Source organism: Micrococcus sp. 140720015-1 (assembly GCF_053627595.1).
On sequence record NZ_JBSEYC010000004.1, the window covers coordinates 286,654 to 303,937 of the forward strand.

The window sequence follows — 17,284 nt, forward strand, 5'->3', positions numbered from 1 at the left end:
CCGCACCCGGCAAGGTCACCGCAGGCGCAGACCCAGCAGCGCCGCCACGACGTCGACCACCGGCACCGGGTCGGCGGCCGCCTCCGCCAGGCCCGGCAGGGTGCCGGCCGCCCATGCGTCGAGGGCCTCCAGCGCGCGGGGGGCGTCGAGGTCATCTGAGAGCGCCGCGTGCACCGCGTCCAGCACGGCGACACCGGCGGCGGCATGCGGTCCGTCCACGGCGGCGCGCCAGCGGGCCACCCGCGCCTGGGCGTCGGCCAGCACCTGCTCGGACCACTCCCAGTCCGACCGGTAGTGGTGCGCGAGGATCGCCGCGCGGACGGCCACCGGCTCGACGCCCCGCGCCCGCAGGCGGGAGACGAGTTCGAGGTTGCCGAGGGACTTGGACATCTTCTCGCCGTCCAGGGCCACCATGCCGGTGTGCGCGTAGGTGTGCGCGAGCGGCAGGCCGTCGACGGCGGTGGCGTGCGCGGCGGAGAACTCGTGGTGCGGGAACCGCAGGTCGGAGCCGCCGCCCTGCACCGTGAACGGCGCCGGCAGGTGGGCCCGGGAGATCACGGAGCACTCGATGTGCCAGCCGGGTCGGCCGGAGCCGAGCGACCGCCCGTCCCAGGCCGGCTCGCCCTCGCGGTGCACGCGCCACAGCAGCGGGTCCAGCGGGTCGCGCTTGCCGGGGCGGTCGGGGTCGCCTCCCCGCTCCGGGAACACCGTGGCCATCTCGTCCGGGCCCATCGCGGAGACCTGTCCGAGGCGCCAGTCGGTCGCGGACTGGGCCGCGCGGACGTCGAAGTAGACGTCCCCGTCGGGCTCGCCGTCGCCGCCCGGCACGCGGTAGGCCCGGCCCGCCGCCAGCATCGTCTCGACGGCGTCCACCACCAGGCCCACCGCCTCGGTCGCGCCGATGTAGTGGTCCGGGGCGAGCACCTCGAGGGCGGCCATGTCCGCACGGAAGAGGTAGGTCTGCTCCTCGGCGAGCGCGCGCCAGTCGACGCCGGTCGCCTCGGCCCGCTCGAGCAGGGGGTCGTCCACGTCGGTCACGTTCTGGACGTAGGCGACCTCGAGACCGGCCGCGCGCCAGTAGCGGTGCAGCAGGTCGAAGGCCACATAGGTGCTCGCGTGGCCGAGATGCGTCGCGTCGTACGGGGTGATCCCGCAGACGTACAGCGAGGCGCGCTGCGCGTCGTTGCCCGGATGCCGGGTCCGTCCCGTGGCGGTGTCGTGCAGCCGCAGCCGGTCGGGGCGGCTCGGCACGGCGGGCGGGGCGGGGGTGCTCCAGGACTTCACGGGACTCCTCAGATCGGGGTGGTTCGGCGGTGCCGGGCCGCCATGCCCGGCGGCGGGAGCGGGCTCAGGCGCTGATGACGCCCGCGCCCAGCAGGGCGAACAGGACGCCGCCCAGGAGGATGCGGTACCAGACGAACGGCAGGTACGAGTTGGTGCTGATGAAGCGCATGAGCCAGGCGATGACCGCGTAGGCCACCACGAAGGCGATCGCGGTCGCGACCAGCGTCTCCCCCATGCCGTACGGGCCCTGCGTGCCGGGATCGGTGAGCGAGGTGTACAGCTTGTACAGGCCGGAGGCGAACACGGCGGGCACCGCCAGCAGGAACGCGTAGCGGGTGGCGGCGGGCCGGGTGTAGCCCATGGCCAGGCCGGCCGCGATGGTCCCGCCGGAGCGCGAGACGCCCGGGATCAGCGCAAGGGCCTGGGCCAGGCCGTAGAGGACGCCGTCCCGCACGGTGAGCTTCTCGAGCGGCTTGGTCTGACGGCCGAGCCGGTCCGCCAGGGCGAGCAGGACGCCGAACACGATGAGCATGGTCGCCGTGATCCACAGCGACCGGAACTCCGTGTCGATCCAGTCCTCCAGCAGCAGGCCCAGGACCGCGATCGGGATCGAGCCCACGATGATCAGCCAGCCCATGCGCGCATCGGGGTCCGAGTGCGGGATCCGCCCCGTGACCGCGGCGCACCACCGGCCGATGATGCGGGTGATGTCGCGCCAGAAGTAGATGAGGACCGCCAGCTCCGTGCCGAGCTGCGTGATGGCCGTGAAGGCCGCCCCCGGGTCGGTCGCGGAGGGCAGGAACTCGCCCACGATGCGGATGTGGGCGGAGGAGGAGATGGGCAGGAACTCCGTGAGGCCCTGCACCAGGCCCAGGATGATGGCTTCGATCCACGTCACGGAGGGTCACTGTACGCGACGGCCCCGGGTGGGAACCCGGGGCCGTGCGGTCCGTCACGAGCAGGACGGTCAGTCGTCGTCGTCCTCGTCGTCGAAGAGGTCGAGCGGGGTGACCTCCTCGGTGTCCGCGTACAGGGCGTCCTCGTAGGCCTCGAAGGCGTCGGCCACGGCGAAGAAGGCGGCTTCGACGGCGGGGTCGTCCTCGCCCCGCTTGTTCTGCGCGGCCACGAGGTGTTCGTTCAGGGCGGTGGTGAGGGCCTCGAGGGCCATGCGGGCGTCAGAGCTCATGGGTGAACGGTAACCCGGTGGCCGGTGACGCGGCCAGGGGTGGGCCGTGCGGGACCGGCCGCCGGACCCGACGCCGTCTGCCAGGATGGGCGGGTGCGTGAACAGCTGATGTCCTCGACCCTCGACGCGATCTCTCGCGGACAGAAGTGGGAGTACCTGGTGATGACGGTCGCCCCCCACGAGTCCCTCGCCGACGCCCGGCGGCGCCTCGTGGAGCACGCGGAGTACGGCCAATGGGAGCTGCAGCGCTCCGTGCACTACCGCGACGGGGCGCGCCGCTACTGGATGCGCCGCCGCGTGATGCGCGTGGCCTCGACCCTGCAGACCCTCTGAGCCACGGGCGCAGACGACGGCGCTCCGGCCGTCGTCTGCGCCCGTGGCCCGGATCAGCGCGGCTCCAGCATCCGCTCGAGCACCCGGCAGCCGAACTCGAGCGCGTCCACGGGCACCCGCTCGTCGATGCCGTGGAACAGGGACGTGAAGGCCAGGTCGGCGGGCAGGCGCATGGGCGCGAAGCCGTAGCCGGTGATGCCCAGCCGGGAGAGGGACTTGTTGTCCGTGCCCCCGCCGAGCATGAACGGCAGCACCTGGGCCTCGGGGTCCTCCGCCTGCAGCGAGGCGATCATCAGCTCCACCAGGTCCCCGGAGAAGGGGGTCTCCAGGGCGACGTCCCGGTGCTCGGGTTCGATGGTCACGTCGGGGCCGGCGAGCTCGGCGATCGTGGCGAGGGCGGACTCCTCCTCCCCGGGGATCAGGCGGACGTCCACGGTGCCGGTGGCCGAGGACGGGATGACGTTGTGCTTGTAGCCGGCGGTCAGCCCCGTCGGGTTGGACGAGGTGCGCAGGGTGCCGGCCACCCAGGAACGGGCCTGCCCGAGCGCGTCGAGCTGCGGCGTCGGGTCCGTCTCGTCGAAGTCCACGCCCATGATCTCGGCCACCTGTTCGAGCAGCGCGCGCGTGGTCTTGGTGTACACGAGCGGCCACTCGTGCCCGCCGATGCGGGTCATGGCGCCGGCCAGCCGGGTGACCGCGTTGTCCGGGTGCGGGGCCGAGCCGTGCCCGGGGGCGCCCTCCGCGGTGAGGTTGAGCCAGGCGAGCCCCTTCTCCGCGGTCTGCACGAGGTAGGCGCGCGAGCCGTGCACCTCGGTGGAGAAGCCCCCCACCTCGGAGATCGCCTCGGTGCACCCGTCGAACACCTCGGGGTGGTGGTCCACGACCCAGCGTGCGCCGTAGACGCCGCCGGCCTCCTCGTCGGCGAAGAACGCGACCGTCAGGGGTCGCCGCGGCCGGCGGCCCGTGCGGGCCAGGTGCAGCAGCACCGCGAGCACCATGGCGTCCATGCCCTTCATGTCCACGGCGCCGCGCCCCCAGATCATGCCGTCCTTGAGCTCGGCGCCGAACGGGTCCACGCTCCACTCGTCCGCCTCGGCGGGGACCACGTCCGTGTGCCCGTGGATGACGAGCCCCGGCGCCTCCGGATCCCAGCCCGGCAGGTGCCCGACGACGGAGACCCGGCCCGGCGCCGACTCGAAGAAGCGGGGGGTCATCCCCGCCTCGGTCATGAGCCGGGCGCAGTACTCTGCGGCCTCGGGCTCACCGACGGAGACGTTGCCCCCGCGGTTGGTGGTGTCGATCCGGATGAGGTCGCGGCAGATCTCCACGACGCGGTCCTCGGGGCGCGAGCGGGCGGGGTTCTCGATGTTCTCGACCATGGTTTTGAGCCTAGCCCGAACCCGTGCTATCTTTCTCGAGTTGCCCGGAGCGGGACGGACCGGACAGGACCGGAACGCGGTGGGCGACGGAGCCTCTTCCAGGGCTCCACCGATGAGCGCGAGTGGCGGAATTGGTAGACGCGCAGCGTTGAGGTCGCTGTGTCCGCAAGGACGTGGGGGTTCAAGTCCCCCCTCGCGCACCGCTCGTCGAGCAGCAGGGCCCCGGTCGTCACGACCGGGGCCCTGCGTGTTCCCCGGTCCGGCGTCCCCTCTAGAGTGGTGTCCGTGCGACGGCAGGCGCCGTCGGTGGAACCGCACGACGGCATGGAGGACCCGATGGCCCTGGAAGCCCCCGCACTGCTGCACCGGCTCGCGCGAGCCCACGGGGTGCAGCCCGAGTACGTCGGGCAGGACGGCTCGGCCCAGACCGTGCCGGACGAGGCCCTCGTGAAGGTGCTCGCCGCCCTCGGGGTGTCGGTCCGTCCGGACGGGGTCGCCGCTCTGGCCGAGGCGCTGGAGGAGGCGGAGACGGCCCCCTGGCGGGATGTGCTCCCGCCCACCGTGGCCGCCCGGTCCGGCCACCGCCTGTCCGTGCCGTGCCACGTGGCCGCGGGCGAGCCGGTCGTGGCCCGCGTGCGCACGGAGGACGGGCGGACCCTCGAGGTGAGCGTGAGCGAGCCGGTGTCCGAGGTCCGCCTCGTGGACGGCGTCGAGCGCGAGCGCGTCCACGTGCAGATCCCCGCCGACCTCGCCCCGGGCTGGCACCGGCTGGAGGTGACCAGTGGCTCCGGCTCCACCGCCTCCGCGGTCCTGGTCTGCGCCCCGACCCGGCTGAGCACGGCGCGTCCCTTCCTCGAGCGCCGCGGCTGGGGCGCGGCTGCGCAGGGCTACTCGGTGACCTCGGCGGACTCGTGGGGCATCGGCGACGCGGCGGACATGGCGTCCCTGGCCGAGATCGTCGCCCGGCACGGTGCCGACTTCCTGCTGCTGCACCCCCTGCACGCGGTCGAGCCCGGCCCCCATCCGGCGGACTCCCCCTACTCCCCCGTCTCCCGTCGGTTCCTCTCGGCGCTGGTCGTGCACGTGCCCTCGATCCCCGAGTTCGCCGACCTGCCCGCCGCGGAGCAGGCGGAGCTGCGGTCGGCCGGCGCCCGCGTCCAGGCGGAGCTGGAGCGCACCGGCCGGATCGATCGGGCCGCCGTCGCCGCCGTCCTGTGGCCCGCGCTGCGCCGCGTGCACGAGGTGCCCCGCTCCCCCGAGCGCGAGGCCGCCTACGCGCGGTTCCGCGCCGAGGCCGGCCCGGGCCTGGACGACTTCGCCCTCTGGTCCGTCCTGCGCCTGGACGGCGACGGCACCGGGCCCGATCTCGCCGACCCGGCGTGGGCGCCGGGCGGGGTCGAGGCCGAGCGGGTCCGCGTCGAACGCGCGACCGACGTCGACCTGCACCGCTGGGTGCAGTGGATCGCCGCCGAGCAGCTCGCTGGCGTGCAGGAGCGGGCCCGGGCGGCCGGCATGCGCATGGGCGTCATGGTGGACCTGGCGGTCGGGGCGACCCGCGAGACCGCGGACGCATGGATGCTCGGGGACGTGCTGGTGCCGACCATGTCCGTCGGCGCGCCGCCCGAGCTGTTCAACCAGCTGGGCCAGGACTGGTCGCAGCACCCCTGGCATCCGCGCCGCCTGGCCGAGACCGGCTACGCCGCGTTCCGGGACATGCTGCGCACCGTGCTGCGCGGCGCGGGCGGCATCCGCATGGACCACGTCCTGGGGCTGTTCCGCCTGTGGTGGATCCCGGAGGGCGCCGGCGCCACCCAGGGCGCGTACGTCGAATACGACCACGAGGCGATGCTCGCCGTGCTCACGCTCGAGGCCGAGCGCGCCGGCGTCGTCGTGGTGGGCGAGGACCTCGGCACGTTCGAGCCGTGGGTGCAGCGCCGCCTGGCCGAGGCCGGCGTGCTCGGCACGTCGATCCTCTGGTTCGAGCAGGAGGACGGCGAGCCCACCCCGCCGGAGCGCTACCGGCGGCTGGCCATGGCGGCGGTGAACACGCACGACCTGCCCCCCACGGCCGGCTACCTCGAGGGAGTCCAGGTGGACCTGCGCGAACGGCTGGGCCTCTACACCGTGGACGTCGCCCAGGAACGCCTCCGGTCGGCGGAGGAGGTGCGCGCGTTCCTCGCCGCCGCGGCCCGGCGCGGGCTGCTCGCCGAGGCGGACGTGGACGTCCCCGATGCCGGCCCCGAGGTGCGCGAACGCCAGATCGTGGCCCTGCACCGCCTGCTCGCGCAGGCGCCCTCGGCCCTGCACAGCGTGGCGCTCGTGGACGCCGTGGGCGAGCGGCGCATCCAGAACCAGCCCGGCACCCTCCAGGACCAGTACCCGAACTGGACCGTGCCCCTCGGCGACGGCGCCGGACGGATGGTCTCCGTCGAGGACCTGGCGGACTCGGCGTCGGCGGCCCGGCTGTTCGACGCCGTGGACGCCGAACTGCGGGCGTCCGTGCCGGTGGGGATCGGGGTCAGCCTGCACACCTCCCCCCTGGCCCAGCCCGGCCGCGGCGACGCCGGCGGCATGAACGTCTACGTGCGGCAGGCCGCCGTGGCCCTGGCCCGCCGGGGCGTGCGGATGATCCTGCTGACCCGGGCGGAGGAGCCGGTGGGAGCGGACGGCGCACGGGTCCGGATGGTGGACGCCGGCGGGCAGGCCCCGCCGGTCACGGTCGTGGACCTCGCCGCCGGGCCGTCCGCTCCCGTGCCCAAGGAGGAGCTGGCGGGACTCGGCGCCGAGTTCACCCGCGCGGCCCTGGACTGGCTCGCCTCGGACGCCGTGCCGGGCGGCCCCGTCCTCGGTGGCGCGGACGCCCCGCCCGTCGCGTTCGTCCACGGCCACTACTGGCTCTCCGGACCCACCGCCGCGGCGCTGGCGCGGGCGGCGCACGCCCCGTACCTGCAGACCATGCACACCACGGCGGCGGCGAAGATGCTCGAGGACCCCGAGCTGCGCGAGCCGGCCGCGCGGATCGAGGCCGAGCGCGAGGTCGTCGAGCGGGCCGACCTGCTCGTGGTCAACTCCGCCGCCGAGGTCGCCGACCTGCGCGAGCTGCTGGACGTGCCCCGCGCCCGCACCCGGGTGTTGCCCCCCGGGGCCGACCTCGAGACGTTCACGCCGGAGGGCGCCGCGCAATGGCCGGGCGTCCCGGACGACGACGGGGCCCTGCGCGTCCTGTTCGCCGGCCGCGTGCAGCGGCACAAGGGCCCGCACCTGCTCGTGGCCGCCCTCGGAGTGCTGCGCGAGCGGGCCGGTGGCGCGGGCGCCGACCCGGGGGTGCGCCTGCACGTGAACGGGGCCGCCTCGGGGGACGACGGACTGGACCTGGCGGGCCTGGCCGCGCGGGAGGGGGTCGCCGACCTGGTGACGTTCTCCGGGCCGGTGCCCGCGCCCGCCCTGGCCGCCCAGTTCCGGGCAGCGGACGTCGTGGCGATGCCGAGCGCGTCCGAGACCTACGGCCTGGTCGCCCTCGAGGCACAGGCCTGCGGCACGCCCGTGCTGGCGCACCGGGTCGGCGGACTGGTCTACGCGGTCCTCGACGGCGTGTCCGGCCGCCACGTGACGGCGGGCACCCCCGAGGCGTGGGCCGATGCCCTGGCCGAGATCCTGGCGGATCGTGCCGCCTGGGCCGCGCTGGGGCCCGGCGCCGTGCGCCACGCCGCCGGTCACTCGTGGGAGGCCTACGCGGACGGGCTGCTCGAGGCCGTCGCCGCCGTGCCGCCGCGGTCGCCCGGATTGGACGCCTGAGCCGCGGCGGTCACCGGCCCGCCGGGACGGGAGGTCCCGGCGGGCCGACGCGTCGGCCCGGCCGTCAGTGCCCGAGCGGAGTGATCTCCCCGGAGAAGTGCGGGCGCCGGCGCCGCGCATCCCAGCCGCACACGCGCGTGCCGCCGTCGGGCCCGGGCTCGTAGCGGACGGCCACGGTGGTCGGCAGCACGACGGGCGCCTCGAAGTCGATGTGCCAGCGGAAGCCGGCGCCGGCCGGCTCACGGCCCTCGAGCATCCGGGCGGCCAGGAACATCCCGTGGGCGATCGCGCCCTTCATGCCGAACAGACGGGCCGAGACGCCGGTCAGGTGGATCGGGTTCCAGTCCCCGGAGACGCCCGCGTACCGGCGCCCGGCCCCCGTGCCGAAGCGCCACTGGGCGGTCGGCGTCGGGGGCACGAAGTCCGGGCGGGCGGGCCGCTCGGGACGCAGGCCGGAGAGGTGGACGCCCTTGGCGAGGTACCGGGAGACGCCCTCCCACAGCAGTGCCTCCCCGCCGTCGTCGCCGGGCCCCTCGACGGTCACGACGACGTCCACCGCGGTGCCCGCGTGGTGCGGGACGAGACCCACCGCACGCGCGGTGACGCGCAGGGCGGTCTCAGCCGGGACGGGCCGGTGGTGCAGGACGGTGTTGCTCAGGTGCACCAGCCCGGGCAGGGGCAGCGGGAACTCGGGGTCGGCCATCAGCTCCATGGCGGCACCGAACACCTGGGTGTGCACCAGGACCGAGGGCAGGTCCGCCGGATCCGCGGACCCGACGGCCCCGCGCCACGCGGTCACGGCCTCGGCCGGGATGCGGTGGCCGGTCACGACCACCTGACGGTCCGGCAGCTCGCGGGGACGGCGCCGACGGACGACGGCGTCCGTGGCGGCCTGCCCCGCGGCCCGGACGTAGAGCCGGCCGAGGGAGGGCGGGGCGGACAGCTGCGTGGTCCGCATCCTCACGCCCCCAGCTTCGACTGGCCGCAGACCCGCAGCGTGGCCCCGTTGGTGCCGCCGGCGGCGTCCGAGGCGAGCCAGGCCACCGTCTCGGCCACGTCCTGCGGCAGGCCGCCCTGCTGCAGCGCGTTGAGCCGCCGGCCCACCTCGCGCGTGGCGAGCGGGATCTTCGCGGTCATCTCGGTCTCGATGAAGCCCGGGGCCACCGCGTTGATCGTGCCCCCGCGGGCCGCGAGGACCGGGGCGGACGCCGCCGTCAGGCCGATGACCCCGGCCTTCGAGGCCGCGTAGTTCGTCTGGCCGCGGTTGCCCGCGATGCCGGAGATGGAGGCCAGGCCCACGATGCGCAGCCCATGGCCCGCCACGTCCCGGGCGTCCTCGGCGAGGAACGCCTCGTTCATGGCCAGCTGGGCCGTGGTGTTCACGGCGAGGACGGAGTCCCAGCGCGCGGCGTCCATGTTGGCCAGCATCCGGTCCCGGGTGATCCCGGCGTTGTGCACCACCACGTCCATCCGGCCGTGCCGGGTGCGGCAGTGCTCGAGGATGCGCGCGCCGGCGTCCGGCGCCGTGATGTCCAGGGCGAGCGCGGTGCCGCCCACCTCGTTCACGACCTCGGCCAGCGCCTCACCCGCCGCCGGGACGTCCACGCCGACGACGACGGCCCCGTCGCGGGCGAGCGTCCGCACGATGGCGGCGCCGATGCCGCGGGCGGCGCCCGTGACCACGGCGACCTTGCCGGCCAGCGGGCGCGCCGCGTCGGCGGGGACCGCGCCGTCGGCGGTGGCGACGGGCACGAACTGGCCGGAGACGTACGCCGCGCGGCCGGAGAGCAGGAACGCCAGCGCGCCGGCCGCACCGGGGGCGGTGAGCGGCACGCCCTCGCCCAGGACCAGGCCGTTCGCCGTGCCGCCGCGGCGCATCTCGTGCGCGATGGAGCGGGTCAGGCCCGTCACGCCCTGGCGGGCGGCGCGCAGGGTCGGGTCCGTGGCGGCCTCGGGGTCCTCGAACACGGTCACCACGCGCGAAGAGGAGCCCAGCGAGCGCAGCGCGCCGCCGATCTCCAGCGCTACCGCGCCGAGGTCCGCGGGCGTGGCGACCCCGTCGAAGCACGCGACGATCGCCGCGTGGCGGGCGCCCTCCCGGGGGGCGTCGGCGACCTCGAGGCCCCACGAGGCCAGGAGGGTGCGGGCGTCCGCGGCTGCGGGGGTCGCGCCCAGGACGAGCACGGAGCCGGGCAGCACGGGGTCGCCAGGGGTGTGCCGGCGCAGCTCGACGGGCTGAGGCAGGCCCAGGGCGCCGGTGAGGCGGCGGCCCAGGGGCGAGGCGACGAAGGTGCCGTAACGGTCGGTCATGGTCGGTCCTCTCGGGTCGGGTCGGTCGCGGCTCAGCGGCCGCGGAGCAGGGCGACGATGCCCTGGCCGCCGGCGGCACAGACGGAGATGAGGCCGAGGGAGCCCTCCCCCTTCTCGTGCAGCATCTTGGCCAGCAGGGCGACGATGCGGCCGCCGGTGGCGGCGAAGGGGTGACCCGCCGCCAACGAGGAGCCGTGCACGTTGAGCCGGGCGCGGTCCACCGAGCCCAGCGCACCCGGCAGCCCGAGGCGCTCGCGGCAGTACTCCTCGTCCTCCCAGGCGGCGAGGGTGGACAGGACGGTGCCGGCGAACGCCTCGTGGATCTCCACGAAGTCGAGGTCGTCGAGCGTGAGCCCGTGCCGGGCCAGCAGGCGCGGGACGGCGTAGGCGGGGGCCATCAGCAGGCCCTCGTGCCCGTCGACGAAGTCCACGGCGGCGTTCTCCATGTCCACGAACTCGGCGAGCACGGGCAGCCCGCGCTCGGCGGCCCACTCCTCGGAGGAGAGCAGCACCGCGGAGGCGCCGTCGGTGAGCGGGGTGGAGTTGGCGGCCGTCATGGTCGCCTCGTCCCCCAGCTGGCGGCCGAACGCGGGCTTCAGGCCGGCCAGCTTCTCCGGCGTGGAGTCGGGGCGGAGGTTGTTGTCGCGGGCCAGGCCGCGGAACGGGGTCACCAGATCGTCCATGTACCCGGCGGCGTAGGCGGCGCCGAGGTTCCGGTGGGAGGCCGCGGCGAGCTCGTCCTGGGCCTGACGGGTGATGCCCCACTTGTGGGTGGTCAGGGCCTGGTGCTCGCCCATGGACATGCCGGTGCGCGGCTCGCCCGCACCGGCCGGCTCGGGCACGAGCTGGCCGGGGCGCAGCTGGGCGAGGGCGCGCAGGCGGTCCTTCATGGTCTTGGCGGTGTTCAGCTGCAGCAGCACGCGGCGCGCACCGTCGGAGAGCGAGACGGGTGCGTCCGAGATCGAGTCCACGCCGCCGCCGATGGCGGAGTCGAGCTGACCGAGCCGGATCTTGTTGGCCAGGGTGCCCAGGGCCTCCATGCCGGTGGCGCAGGCCACCTGGACGTCGGCGGCCGGGGTCGCGGCGGAGAGCGCGGAGCCCAGGACGGCCTCGCGGGTGAGGTTGAAGTTGCGCGGGTGCTTGAGAACGGCGCCGGCGGTGACCTGGCCGATGCGCTCGCCCTGGAGCCCGAACCGCGCGACGAGGCCGTCGAGCGTGGCCGTGAGCATCTCCTGGTTCCCGACCTCGGCGTAGGCGGTGTTGGCCCGGGCGAAGGGGATGCGGTTGCCGCCCAGGATGACGGCGGGGCGCAGCGCTCCACCGGCGACGGCGGGGCGGGAGGCGGTCTCAGACGCGGGGGTCTCGTGGTGGGTCATGGCGGTCCTCTCGACGGCGGGCCCGCCGCCGGCGCGGCGGGGGCGTGCCACCCCGGACGATACGGACGTCTTCGGGATGGGTGACTGTGACGCACAGTACCTGATACGCTCGGTTTCGTGAACCCCGTCACGTCCACCGCCCGCGACGGTCGCAGCGTCCGCTGGGACCGGCACCGCGCCGAGCGCCGTCTGGAACTGGTCCGGGCCGCCCGGGCGGCCGTGCACGCCCTGGGCGCACACGCCTCGATGGAGGAGATCGCGTCCCACGCGGGCACCTCCAAGACCGTCTACTACCGCTACTTCGGCGACCGCGAGGGCCTGCGCCTGGCGGTCTCCGAGCGGGTCACCGCCCACATGGAGCGCCGCCTGCTCGAGGTCGCGGACGAGCCGGTCTCCGAGCCCGAGGCGCTGCGTCGCATGGTCGAGGTGTACCTCACCGTCGCGGCGACCTCGCCCGAGGTGTACGCGTTCGCCGTCGCCCCGTCCCCCGCCACGGCCGAGGCCCCTGTGCTGGGCCCGTTCCTCGAGCGCGTCTACGCCGTGCTCGAGTCGGGCCTGGCGCGCGGGATGGCCGCGCGGGGCCACGTCCCGGCGCCGGCCGACCCGCTCGCCCTGTGGCCGCGCGCCGCCGTCGGCCTCGTCCGCGCCGCCGCCGAGACCTGGCTGCGGACCCCGGCCGCCGGTCGCATCCCGGTCGAGGCGATGGCCCGCGCCATCGCCGACTGGCTGCTCACCGGCCTCATCGGAGCCGCGCCCGGCGCCTCCCTCGACCCCGCGGCGGCGGACGCCGACCGCGCCCGCCCCCACTCACGAACAGGAGCATCGTCATGACCGTCCACGAGAAGCTCGCCCCCCAGTCCCCGACGCACAGCACCGAGGTCCCCTCCGACGTCGCCGAGATCGCCCCCGAGCGCCCGACGCCCGGCTCCCTCGACGCCGCGGCCCTCGAGGAGGCCCTCCTCGGCCGCTGGGCCGCCGAGCGCCGCGAATCCCGCGAGCTCGCGAAGGACCCCGCCCTGTGGCGCGACCCGCTGCTCGGCATGGACGAGCACCGGGCCCGCGTCCTGCGGCAGCTGGGCGTCCTCGTGGAGCGCAACGCGGTCCACCGCGCCTTCCCGCGGGAGTTCGGCGGCGAGGACAACCACGGCGGCAACCTCTCCGCCTTCGGGGACCTCGTGCTCGCGGACCCCTCCCTGCAGATCAAGGCCGGTGTGCAGTGGGGCCTGTTCAGCTCGGCGATCCTGCACCTGGGCACCGCCGAGCACCACCGCCGGTGGCTGCCGGGCGCGATGGACCTGAGCGTCCCGGGCGCCTTCGCCATGACCGAGATCGGGCACGGCTCGGACGTCGCCTCGATCGCCACGACCGCCACGTACGACGAGGCGACCCAGGAGTTCGTCATCCACACGCCGTTCAAGGGCGCCTGGAAGGACTACCTCGGCAACGCCGCGTTGCACGGCAGGGCGGCCACGGTCTTCGCACAGCTGATCACCCGGGGCGTCAACCACGGCGTGCACTGCTTCTACGTCCCCATCCGGGACGAGGAGGGTGCCTTCCTGCCCGGCGTGGGCGGCGAGGACGACGGCCTCAAGGGCGGGCTGAACGGCATCGACAACGGCCGCCTGCACTTCACCCAGGTCCGCATCCCGCGCACCAACCTGCTCAACCGCTACGGCGACGTGGCCGAGGACGGGACCTACTCCTCCCCCATCGCCTCCCCCGGGCGTCGCTTCTTCACGATGCTCGGCACGCTCGTCCAGGGCCGCGTCTCCCTGTCCCTCGCCGCCACCACGGCCTCCTTCCTCGGCCTGCACGGTGCGCTGGCCTACGCGGAGCAGCGCCGCCAGTTCAACGCCTCCGACCCGCAGCGGGAGGAGGTGCTGCTGGACTACCAGAACCACCAGCGCCGCCTCATCGACCGCCTGGCCCGCGCCTACGCGGACGCCTTCGCCTCCAACGAGCTCGTCGTGAAGTTCGACGACGTCTTCTCCGGCCGCTCCGACACGGACGTGGACCGGCAGGAGCTCGAGACGCTCGCCGCGGCCGTGAAGCCGCTGACCACGTGGCACGCCCTGGACACCCTGCAGGAGGCCCGCGAGGCGTGCGGCGGCGCCGGGTTCCTCGCCGAGAACCGGGTGGCCCAGATGCGCGCCGACCTGGACGTGTACGTCACGTTCGAGGGCGACAACACGGTGCTCCTGCAGCTGGTGGGCAAGCGTCTGCTGACCGACTACTCGAAGGAGTTCGGACGTCTCAACGTGGGCGCCGTCTCCCGCTACGTGGTCCACCAGGCCTCGGACGCCCTCCACCGTGCGGGCCTGCACAAGGCCGTCCAGTCCGTGGCCGACGGCGGGTCCGAGCGCCGCTCCGCGAACTGGTTCAAGGACCCCGCCGTGCAGCATGAGCTGCTCACCGAGCGCGTCCGCGCCAAGACCGCCGACGTCGCCGGCACCCTCTCGGGGGCCCGGGGCAAGGGCCAGGCGGCCCAGGCGGAGGCGTTCAACACGCGCCAGCACGAGCTCATCGAGGCCGCCCGCAACCACGGCGAGCTGCTGCAGTGGGAGGCCTTCACCCGCGCCCTGGAGGGCATCACGGATGAGACCACGAAGACCGTCCTGACGTGGCTGCGCGACCTCTTCGCGCTGCGCCTCATCGAGGACGACCTCGGCTGGTTCGTGGCCCACGGCCGCGTCTCGAGCCAGCGCGCCCGGGCCCTGCGCGGCTATGTCAACCGGCTCGCCGAGCGGCTGCGCCCCTTCGCCCTCGAGCTCGTCGAGGCGTTCGGCCTCGAGCCCGAGCACCTGCGCATGGCGGTGGCCACGGACGCCGAGACCCAGCGGCAGGAGGAGGCCCACGCCTGGTTCACGGCCCGCCGGGCCGCCGGCGAGGAGCCGGAGGACGAGAAGGCCGTGCGCGCCCGCGAGAAGGCGGCGCGGGGCCGCCGCGGCTGACCGCGGCCGTCCCCGGACGCACCGGGCCCCCGTCACCTCGCGGTGGCGGGGGCCCGTCTGCGTGGTCGGCCGGGCGGGCTCAGCGCAGCACGCCCTCGTAGACCTCGATCGTGCGCTCCGCGATGGTCTCCCACGAGAAGTGCTCGATCGCGCGGGTCCGGCCGGCCTCACCCATCGCGCGGGCGCGCTCCGGGTCCTCCACGACGCGGGTGAGCGCGGCCGCGAAGTCGGCGGCGAACCCCTCCTCGTCCACGGGCGCCCCCGTGCCGTCGTCGACCTGCTCGAAGGGGACGAGCAGGCCGGTCTCGCCGTCCTGCACGACCTCCGGGATGCCGCCCACGGCGGACGCGACGACGGCGGTGCCGCACGCCATCGCCTCGAGGTTGACGATGCCCAGCGGCTCGTAGACCGAGGGGCAGGCGAACACGGTGGCGGCCGTGAGGATCTCCATCACCTCGTGGCGCGGGATCATCCCCTCGATCACGACGACGCCCTGGCGGGTGCGCCGCAGCTCGGCGATCAGCTCGTTGACCTCGTGCGCCAGCTCCGCGGTGTCCGGGGCGCCGACGCACAGCACGAGCTGGACGTCCTCCGGCAGCCGCAGGGCCGCACGGAGCAGGTGGGGCACGCCCTTCTGGCGCGTGATGCGGCCGACGAACGCGACGGAGGGCTTGTCCGGGTCGATCCCGTACTTCTCCAGTGCGGCGGTGCCGGTCTGCGGGGTCCAGACCTGCGTGTCGATGCCGTTGTGGACCGTGTGCACCTTCGCCGGGTCCACGTCCGGGTAGCAGGCCAGGATGTCCCGCCGCATGCCGTCCGAGACCGCGATGACCGCGTCCGCCCCGAGGTAGGCCGTGCGCTCGGCCCAGCTGGACAGGGCGTAGCCGCCGCCGAGCTGCTCCGCCTTCCAGGGGCGCAGCGGCTCGAGGGAGTGCGCGGAAAGGACGTGGGGGGCCTGGTGCAGGAGCTTGCCGAGGTGGCCGGCCAGGTTGGCGTACCAGGTGTGGGAGTGGATGACGTCGGCGCCCTCGAGGTCGCCGAGGATCGTGAGATCGGTGGCCAGGGTCTGCACGGCCCCGTTGGCGGCGTCGAACCCGGGCGGGTTCGGGTACGTCAGGACGCGGGCCCCGTGGTAGTCCGGGTCGCGCGGCTCGCCGAAGGCGTGGACGCGGACGTCGGCGCGGGAGGCGAGGACGCGGGTCAGCTCGGCGACGTGGACGCCGGCTCCGCCGTAGATGGACGGGGGGAACTCTTTGCTCACGATGTCGATGCGCACGCCCCCAACCTAGTTCAGCCCGGCGGGGGTCGATAGTCTGGCGGCACGGATGCCCCGCACGCCCCGAGCACGCGTGCGGGTCGCGACGACCCGGCTCACGAGGAGTGACGCAGATGGTGCAGAAGAAGGTCCTCTCGGTCGTGCTGGCGGGCGGTGAGGGCAAGCGCCTGATGCCGCTGACGGCCGACCGTGCCAAGCCGGCCGTCCCGTTCGGCGGCACGTACCGCCTCATCGACTTCGCGCTGTCCAACCTGGTCAACAGCCGGTACCGCGAGATCGTGGTGCTGACGCAGTACAAGTCGCACTCGCTGGACCGCCACATCTCCGAGACGTGGCGGATGTCCACGCTGCTGAACAACTACGTGGCCTCCGTGCCGGCGCAGCAGCGCCGGGGCAAGGACTGGTTCACGGGCAGCGCGAACGCCATCTACCAGTCCATGAACCTGATCCACGACGCACGGCCGGACATCGTCGTCGTCATCGGCGCGGACCACGTCTACCACATGGACTTCCAGCAGATGGTGGACCAGCACATCGCCTCGGGCGCCAAGGCGACCGTGGCCGCGGTGCGCCAGCCGCTCGAGCTGGCCTCCTCGTTCGGGGTGATCGAGACGGACCCGCAGGACAGGACGCGGATCTCGGCGTTCGTGGAGAAGCCGGAGACGACCCCCGGCCTGCCGGACGACCCCACGCAGTTCCTGGCTTCCATGGGCAACTACGTGTTCGACACGGACGCCCTCGTGGCGGCGCTGAACCAGGACGAGGAGAACCCCGAGTCGAACAACGACATGGGCGGGGACATCATCCCGCTGTTCGTGGAGCGCGGCGAGGCCGGGGTGTACGACTTCACCGCCAACGAGGTGCCCGGGGGCACGGCCGGCAAGCACTACTGGCGCGACGTCGGCACCCTGGACTCCTACTACGACGCGCACATGGACCTGGTGCAGCCGTGGCCGGAGTTCAACCTCTACAACCGCGAGTGGCCGCTCTACACCCGCCAGTCCGTCTCCCCGCCCGCCAAGCTCGTGCGCTCGTCCACCCGCCGTCCCGGCTCGGCGAACGACTCGATCCTGTCGCAGGGCGTGGTCATCTCGGGCGGCACCGTGGCCCAGTCCGTGCTCTCCACGGACGTGCGCGTGCAGAACGAGGCGTGGGTGGAGCAGTCGGTGCTGCTGGACTCCGTCGTGATCGGCGAGGGGGCCCACGTGCGCAACGCGATCCTGGACAAGAACGTGGTCGTGCCCCCGGGCGCGCGCATCGGCTTCGACCGGGCCGAGGACGAGGCGAACGGCTACACCGTGACAGAATCCGGGCTGACGGTGCTCTCCAAGGGCCAGCCCGTCCCGAAGCCGCACTGACGCGGCCCCGGGCCGCCGGTCCCGGACCACCGCCGA

At 74.4% G+C, this 17,284-nt stretch carries 13 protein-coding genes and 1 tRNA gene; 6 read left to right on the top strand and 8 right to left on the bottom strand.

Annotation, left to right across the window (positions count from 1 at the left end; genetic code table 11):
* Positions 1–15: 15 nt before the first annotated feature.
* The 3 genes from mshC to ACUXPL_RS08665 form a co-directional block, all read right to left on the bottom strand.
* Entirely contained in the window at positions 16–1,284 is a 1,269-nt protein-coding gene (mshC, locus tag ACUXPL_RS08655; RefSeq protein WP_180535607.1) for a cysteine--1-D-myo-inosityl 2-amino-2-deoxy-alpha-D-glucopyranoside ligase, read from the bottom strand.
* 64 nt (positions 1,285–1,348) lie between these two features.
* Positions 1,349–2,182, bottom strand: a complete 834-nt coding sequence (locus ACUXPL_RS08660) for an undecaprenyl-diphosphate phosphatase (protein ID WP_036315183.1) — start codon at positions 2,180–2,182, stop codon at positions 1,349–1,351.
* A 69-nt stretch (positions 2,183–2,251) separates the two neighbouring features.
* A complete protein-coding gene (locus tag ACUXPL_RS08665) occupies positions 2,252–2,470 on the bottom strand; it encodes a hypothetical protein (protein WP_036315190.1) in 219 nt (72 codons plus the stop codon).
* 93 nt (positions 2,471–2,563) lie between these two features.
* Here ACUXPL_RS08665 and ACUXPL_RS08670 point away from each other — a divergent pair, with 93 nt between their 5' ends.
* Positions 2,564–2,803 (top strand): DUF5703 family protein, encoded by a 240-nt coding sequence (locus ACUXPL_RS08670; RefSeq protein ID WP_010078677.1) that lies wholly within the window; start codon positions 2,564–2,566, stop codon positions 2,801–2,803.
* A gap of 53 nt (positions 2,804–2,856) precedes the next feature.
* Here ACUXPL_RS08670 and ACUXPL_RS08675 read toward each other — a convergent pair whose 3' ends face one another.
* Positions 2,857–4,182 (bottom strand): M20/M25/M40 family metallo-hydrolase, encoded by a 1,326-nt coding sequence (locus ACUXPL_RS08675; protein WP_406890922.1) that lies wholly within the window; start codon positions 4,180–4,182, stop codon positions 2,857–2,859.
* A gap of 116 nt (positions 4,183–4,298) precedes the next feature.
* Here ACUXPL_RS08675 and ACUXPL_RS08680 point away from each other — a divergent pair.
* Positions 4,299–4,382, top strand: a tRNA-Leu gene (locus tag ACUXPL_RS08680).
* Between the two features lie 106 nt (positions 4,383–4,488).
* Positions 4,489–7,977: a 4-alpha-glucanotransferase gene (malQ, locus tag ACUXPL_RS08685; RefSeq protein WP_257643107.1), complete on the top strand. Its 3,489-nt coding sequence runs from the start codon at positions 4,489–4,491 to the stop codon at positions 7,975–7,977.
* Between the two features lie 64 nt (positions 7,978–8,041).
* Here the strand turns inward: malQ and ACUXPL_RS08690 are convergent, their stop codons facing one another.
* Genes ACUXPL_RS08690 through ACUXPL_RS08700 form a run of 3 tightly spaced genes read right to left on the bottom strand, consistent with a single transcriptional unit; the run spans position 8,042 to position 11,663 of the window.
* Positions 8,042–8,935 (bottom strand): MaoC family dehydratase, encoded by an 894-nt coding sequence (locus ACUXPL_RS08690; RefSeq protein WP_454183239.1) that lies wholly within the window; start codon positions 8,933–8,935, stop codon positions 8,042–8,044.
* Positions 8,936–8,937: 2 nt separating this feature from the next.
* Positions 8,938–10,287, bottom strand: a complete 1,350-nt coding sequence (locus ACUXPL_RS08695) for a 3-oxoacyl-ACP reductase (protein WP_255168812.1) — start codon at positions 10,285–10,287, stop codon at positions 8,938–8,940.
* Positions 10,288–10,319: 32 nt separating this feature from the next.
* Positions 10,320–11,663 carry an acetyl-CoA C-acetyltransferase gene (locus tag ACUXPL_RS08700; protein WP_180535602.1) on the bottom strand — a complete coding sequence of 448 codons (1,344 nt, stop codon included), beginning with the start codon at positions 11,661–11,663 and terminating at the stop codon, positions 10,320–10,322.
* Positions 11,664–11,780: 117 nt separating this feature from the next.
* Between ACUXPL_RS08700 and ACUXPL_RS08705 the strand changes: the two genes are divergently transcribed.
* Both ACUXPL_RS08705 and ACUXPL_RS08710 read left to right on the top strand, forming a co-directional pair.
* Positions 11,781–12,494: a TetR/AcrR family transcriptional regulator gene (locus ACUXPL_RS08705; protein WP_454183241.1), complete on the top strand. Its 714-nt coding sequence runs from the start codon at positions 11,781–11,783 to the stop codon at positions 12,492–12,494.
* Positions 12,491–14,614 carry an acyl-CoA dehydrogenase family protein gene (locus ACUXPL_RS08710; RefSeq protein WP_454183243.1) on the top strand — a complete coding sequence of 708 codons (2,124 nt, stop codon included), beginning with the start codon at positions 12,491–12,493 and terminating at the stop codon, positions 14,612–14,614. Before ACUXPL_RS08705 ends, ACUXPL_RS08710 begins: the two co-directional genes overlap by 4 nt.
* A gap of 79 nt (positions 14,615–14,693) precedes the next feature.
* On the opposite strand, the gene glgA is transcribed toward ACUXPL_RS08710, so the two are convergent.
* Positions 14,694–15,890 (bottom strand): glycogen synthase, encoded by a 1,197-nt coding sequence (gene glgA, locus ACUXPL_RS08715; RefSeq protein WP_454183245.1) that lies wholly within the window; start codon positions 15,888–15,890, stop codon positions 14,694–14,696.
* A gap of 113 nt (positions 15,891–16,003) precedes the next feature.
* Between glgA and glgC the strand changes: the two genes are divergently transcribed.
* On the top strand, positions 16,004–17,248 hold the full coding sequence (glgC, locus tag ACUXPL_RS08720; RefSeq protein ID WP_002855045.1) for a glucose-1-phosphate adenylyltransferase: 1,245 nt from the start codon (positions 16,004–16,006) through the stop codon (positions 17,246–17,248).
* The last annotated feature ends 36 nt before the right edge of the window (positions 17,249–17,284 follow it).

Excerpts from the sequence above, each read along its gene's own strand:
- ACUXPL_RS08675 (WP_406890922.1), bottom strand. The coding sequence starts at position 4,182 with ATGGTCGAGAACATCGAGAACCCCGCCCGCTCGCGCCCCGAGGACCGC.
- ACUXPL_RS08710 (WP_454183243.1), top strand. The coding sequence starts at position 12,491 with ATGACCGTCCACGAGAAGCTCGCCCCCCAGTCCCCGACGCACAGCACC.
- glgC (WP_002855045.1), top strand. The coding sequence starts at position 16,004 with ATGGTGCAGAAGAAGGTCCTCTCGGTCGTGCTGGCGGGCGGTGAGGGC.
- ACUXPL_RS08695 (WP_255168812.1), bottom strand. The coding sequence starts at position 10,287 with ATGACCGACCGTTACGGCACCTTCGTCGCCTCGCCCCTGGGCCGCCGC.
- ACUXPL_RS08665 (WP_036315190.1), bottom strand. The coding sequence starts at position 2,470 with ATGAGCTCTGACGCCCGCATGGCCCTCGAGGCCCTCACCACCGCCCTG.
- ACUXPL_RS08700 (WP_180535602.1), bottom strand. The coding sequence starts at position 11,663 with ATGACCCACCACGAGACCCCCGCGTCTGAGACCGCCTCCCGCCCCGCC.
- ACUXPL_RS08690 (WP_454183239.1), bottom strand. The coding sequence starts at position 8,935 with ATGCGGACCACGCAGCTGTCCGCCCCGCCCTCCCTCGGCCGGCTCTAC.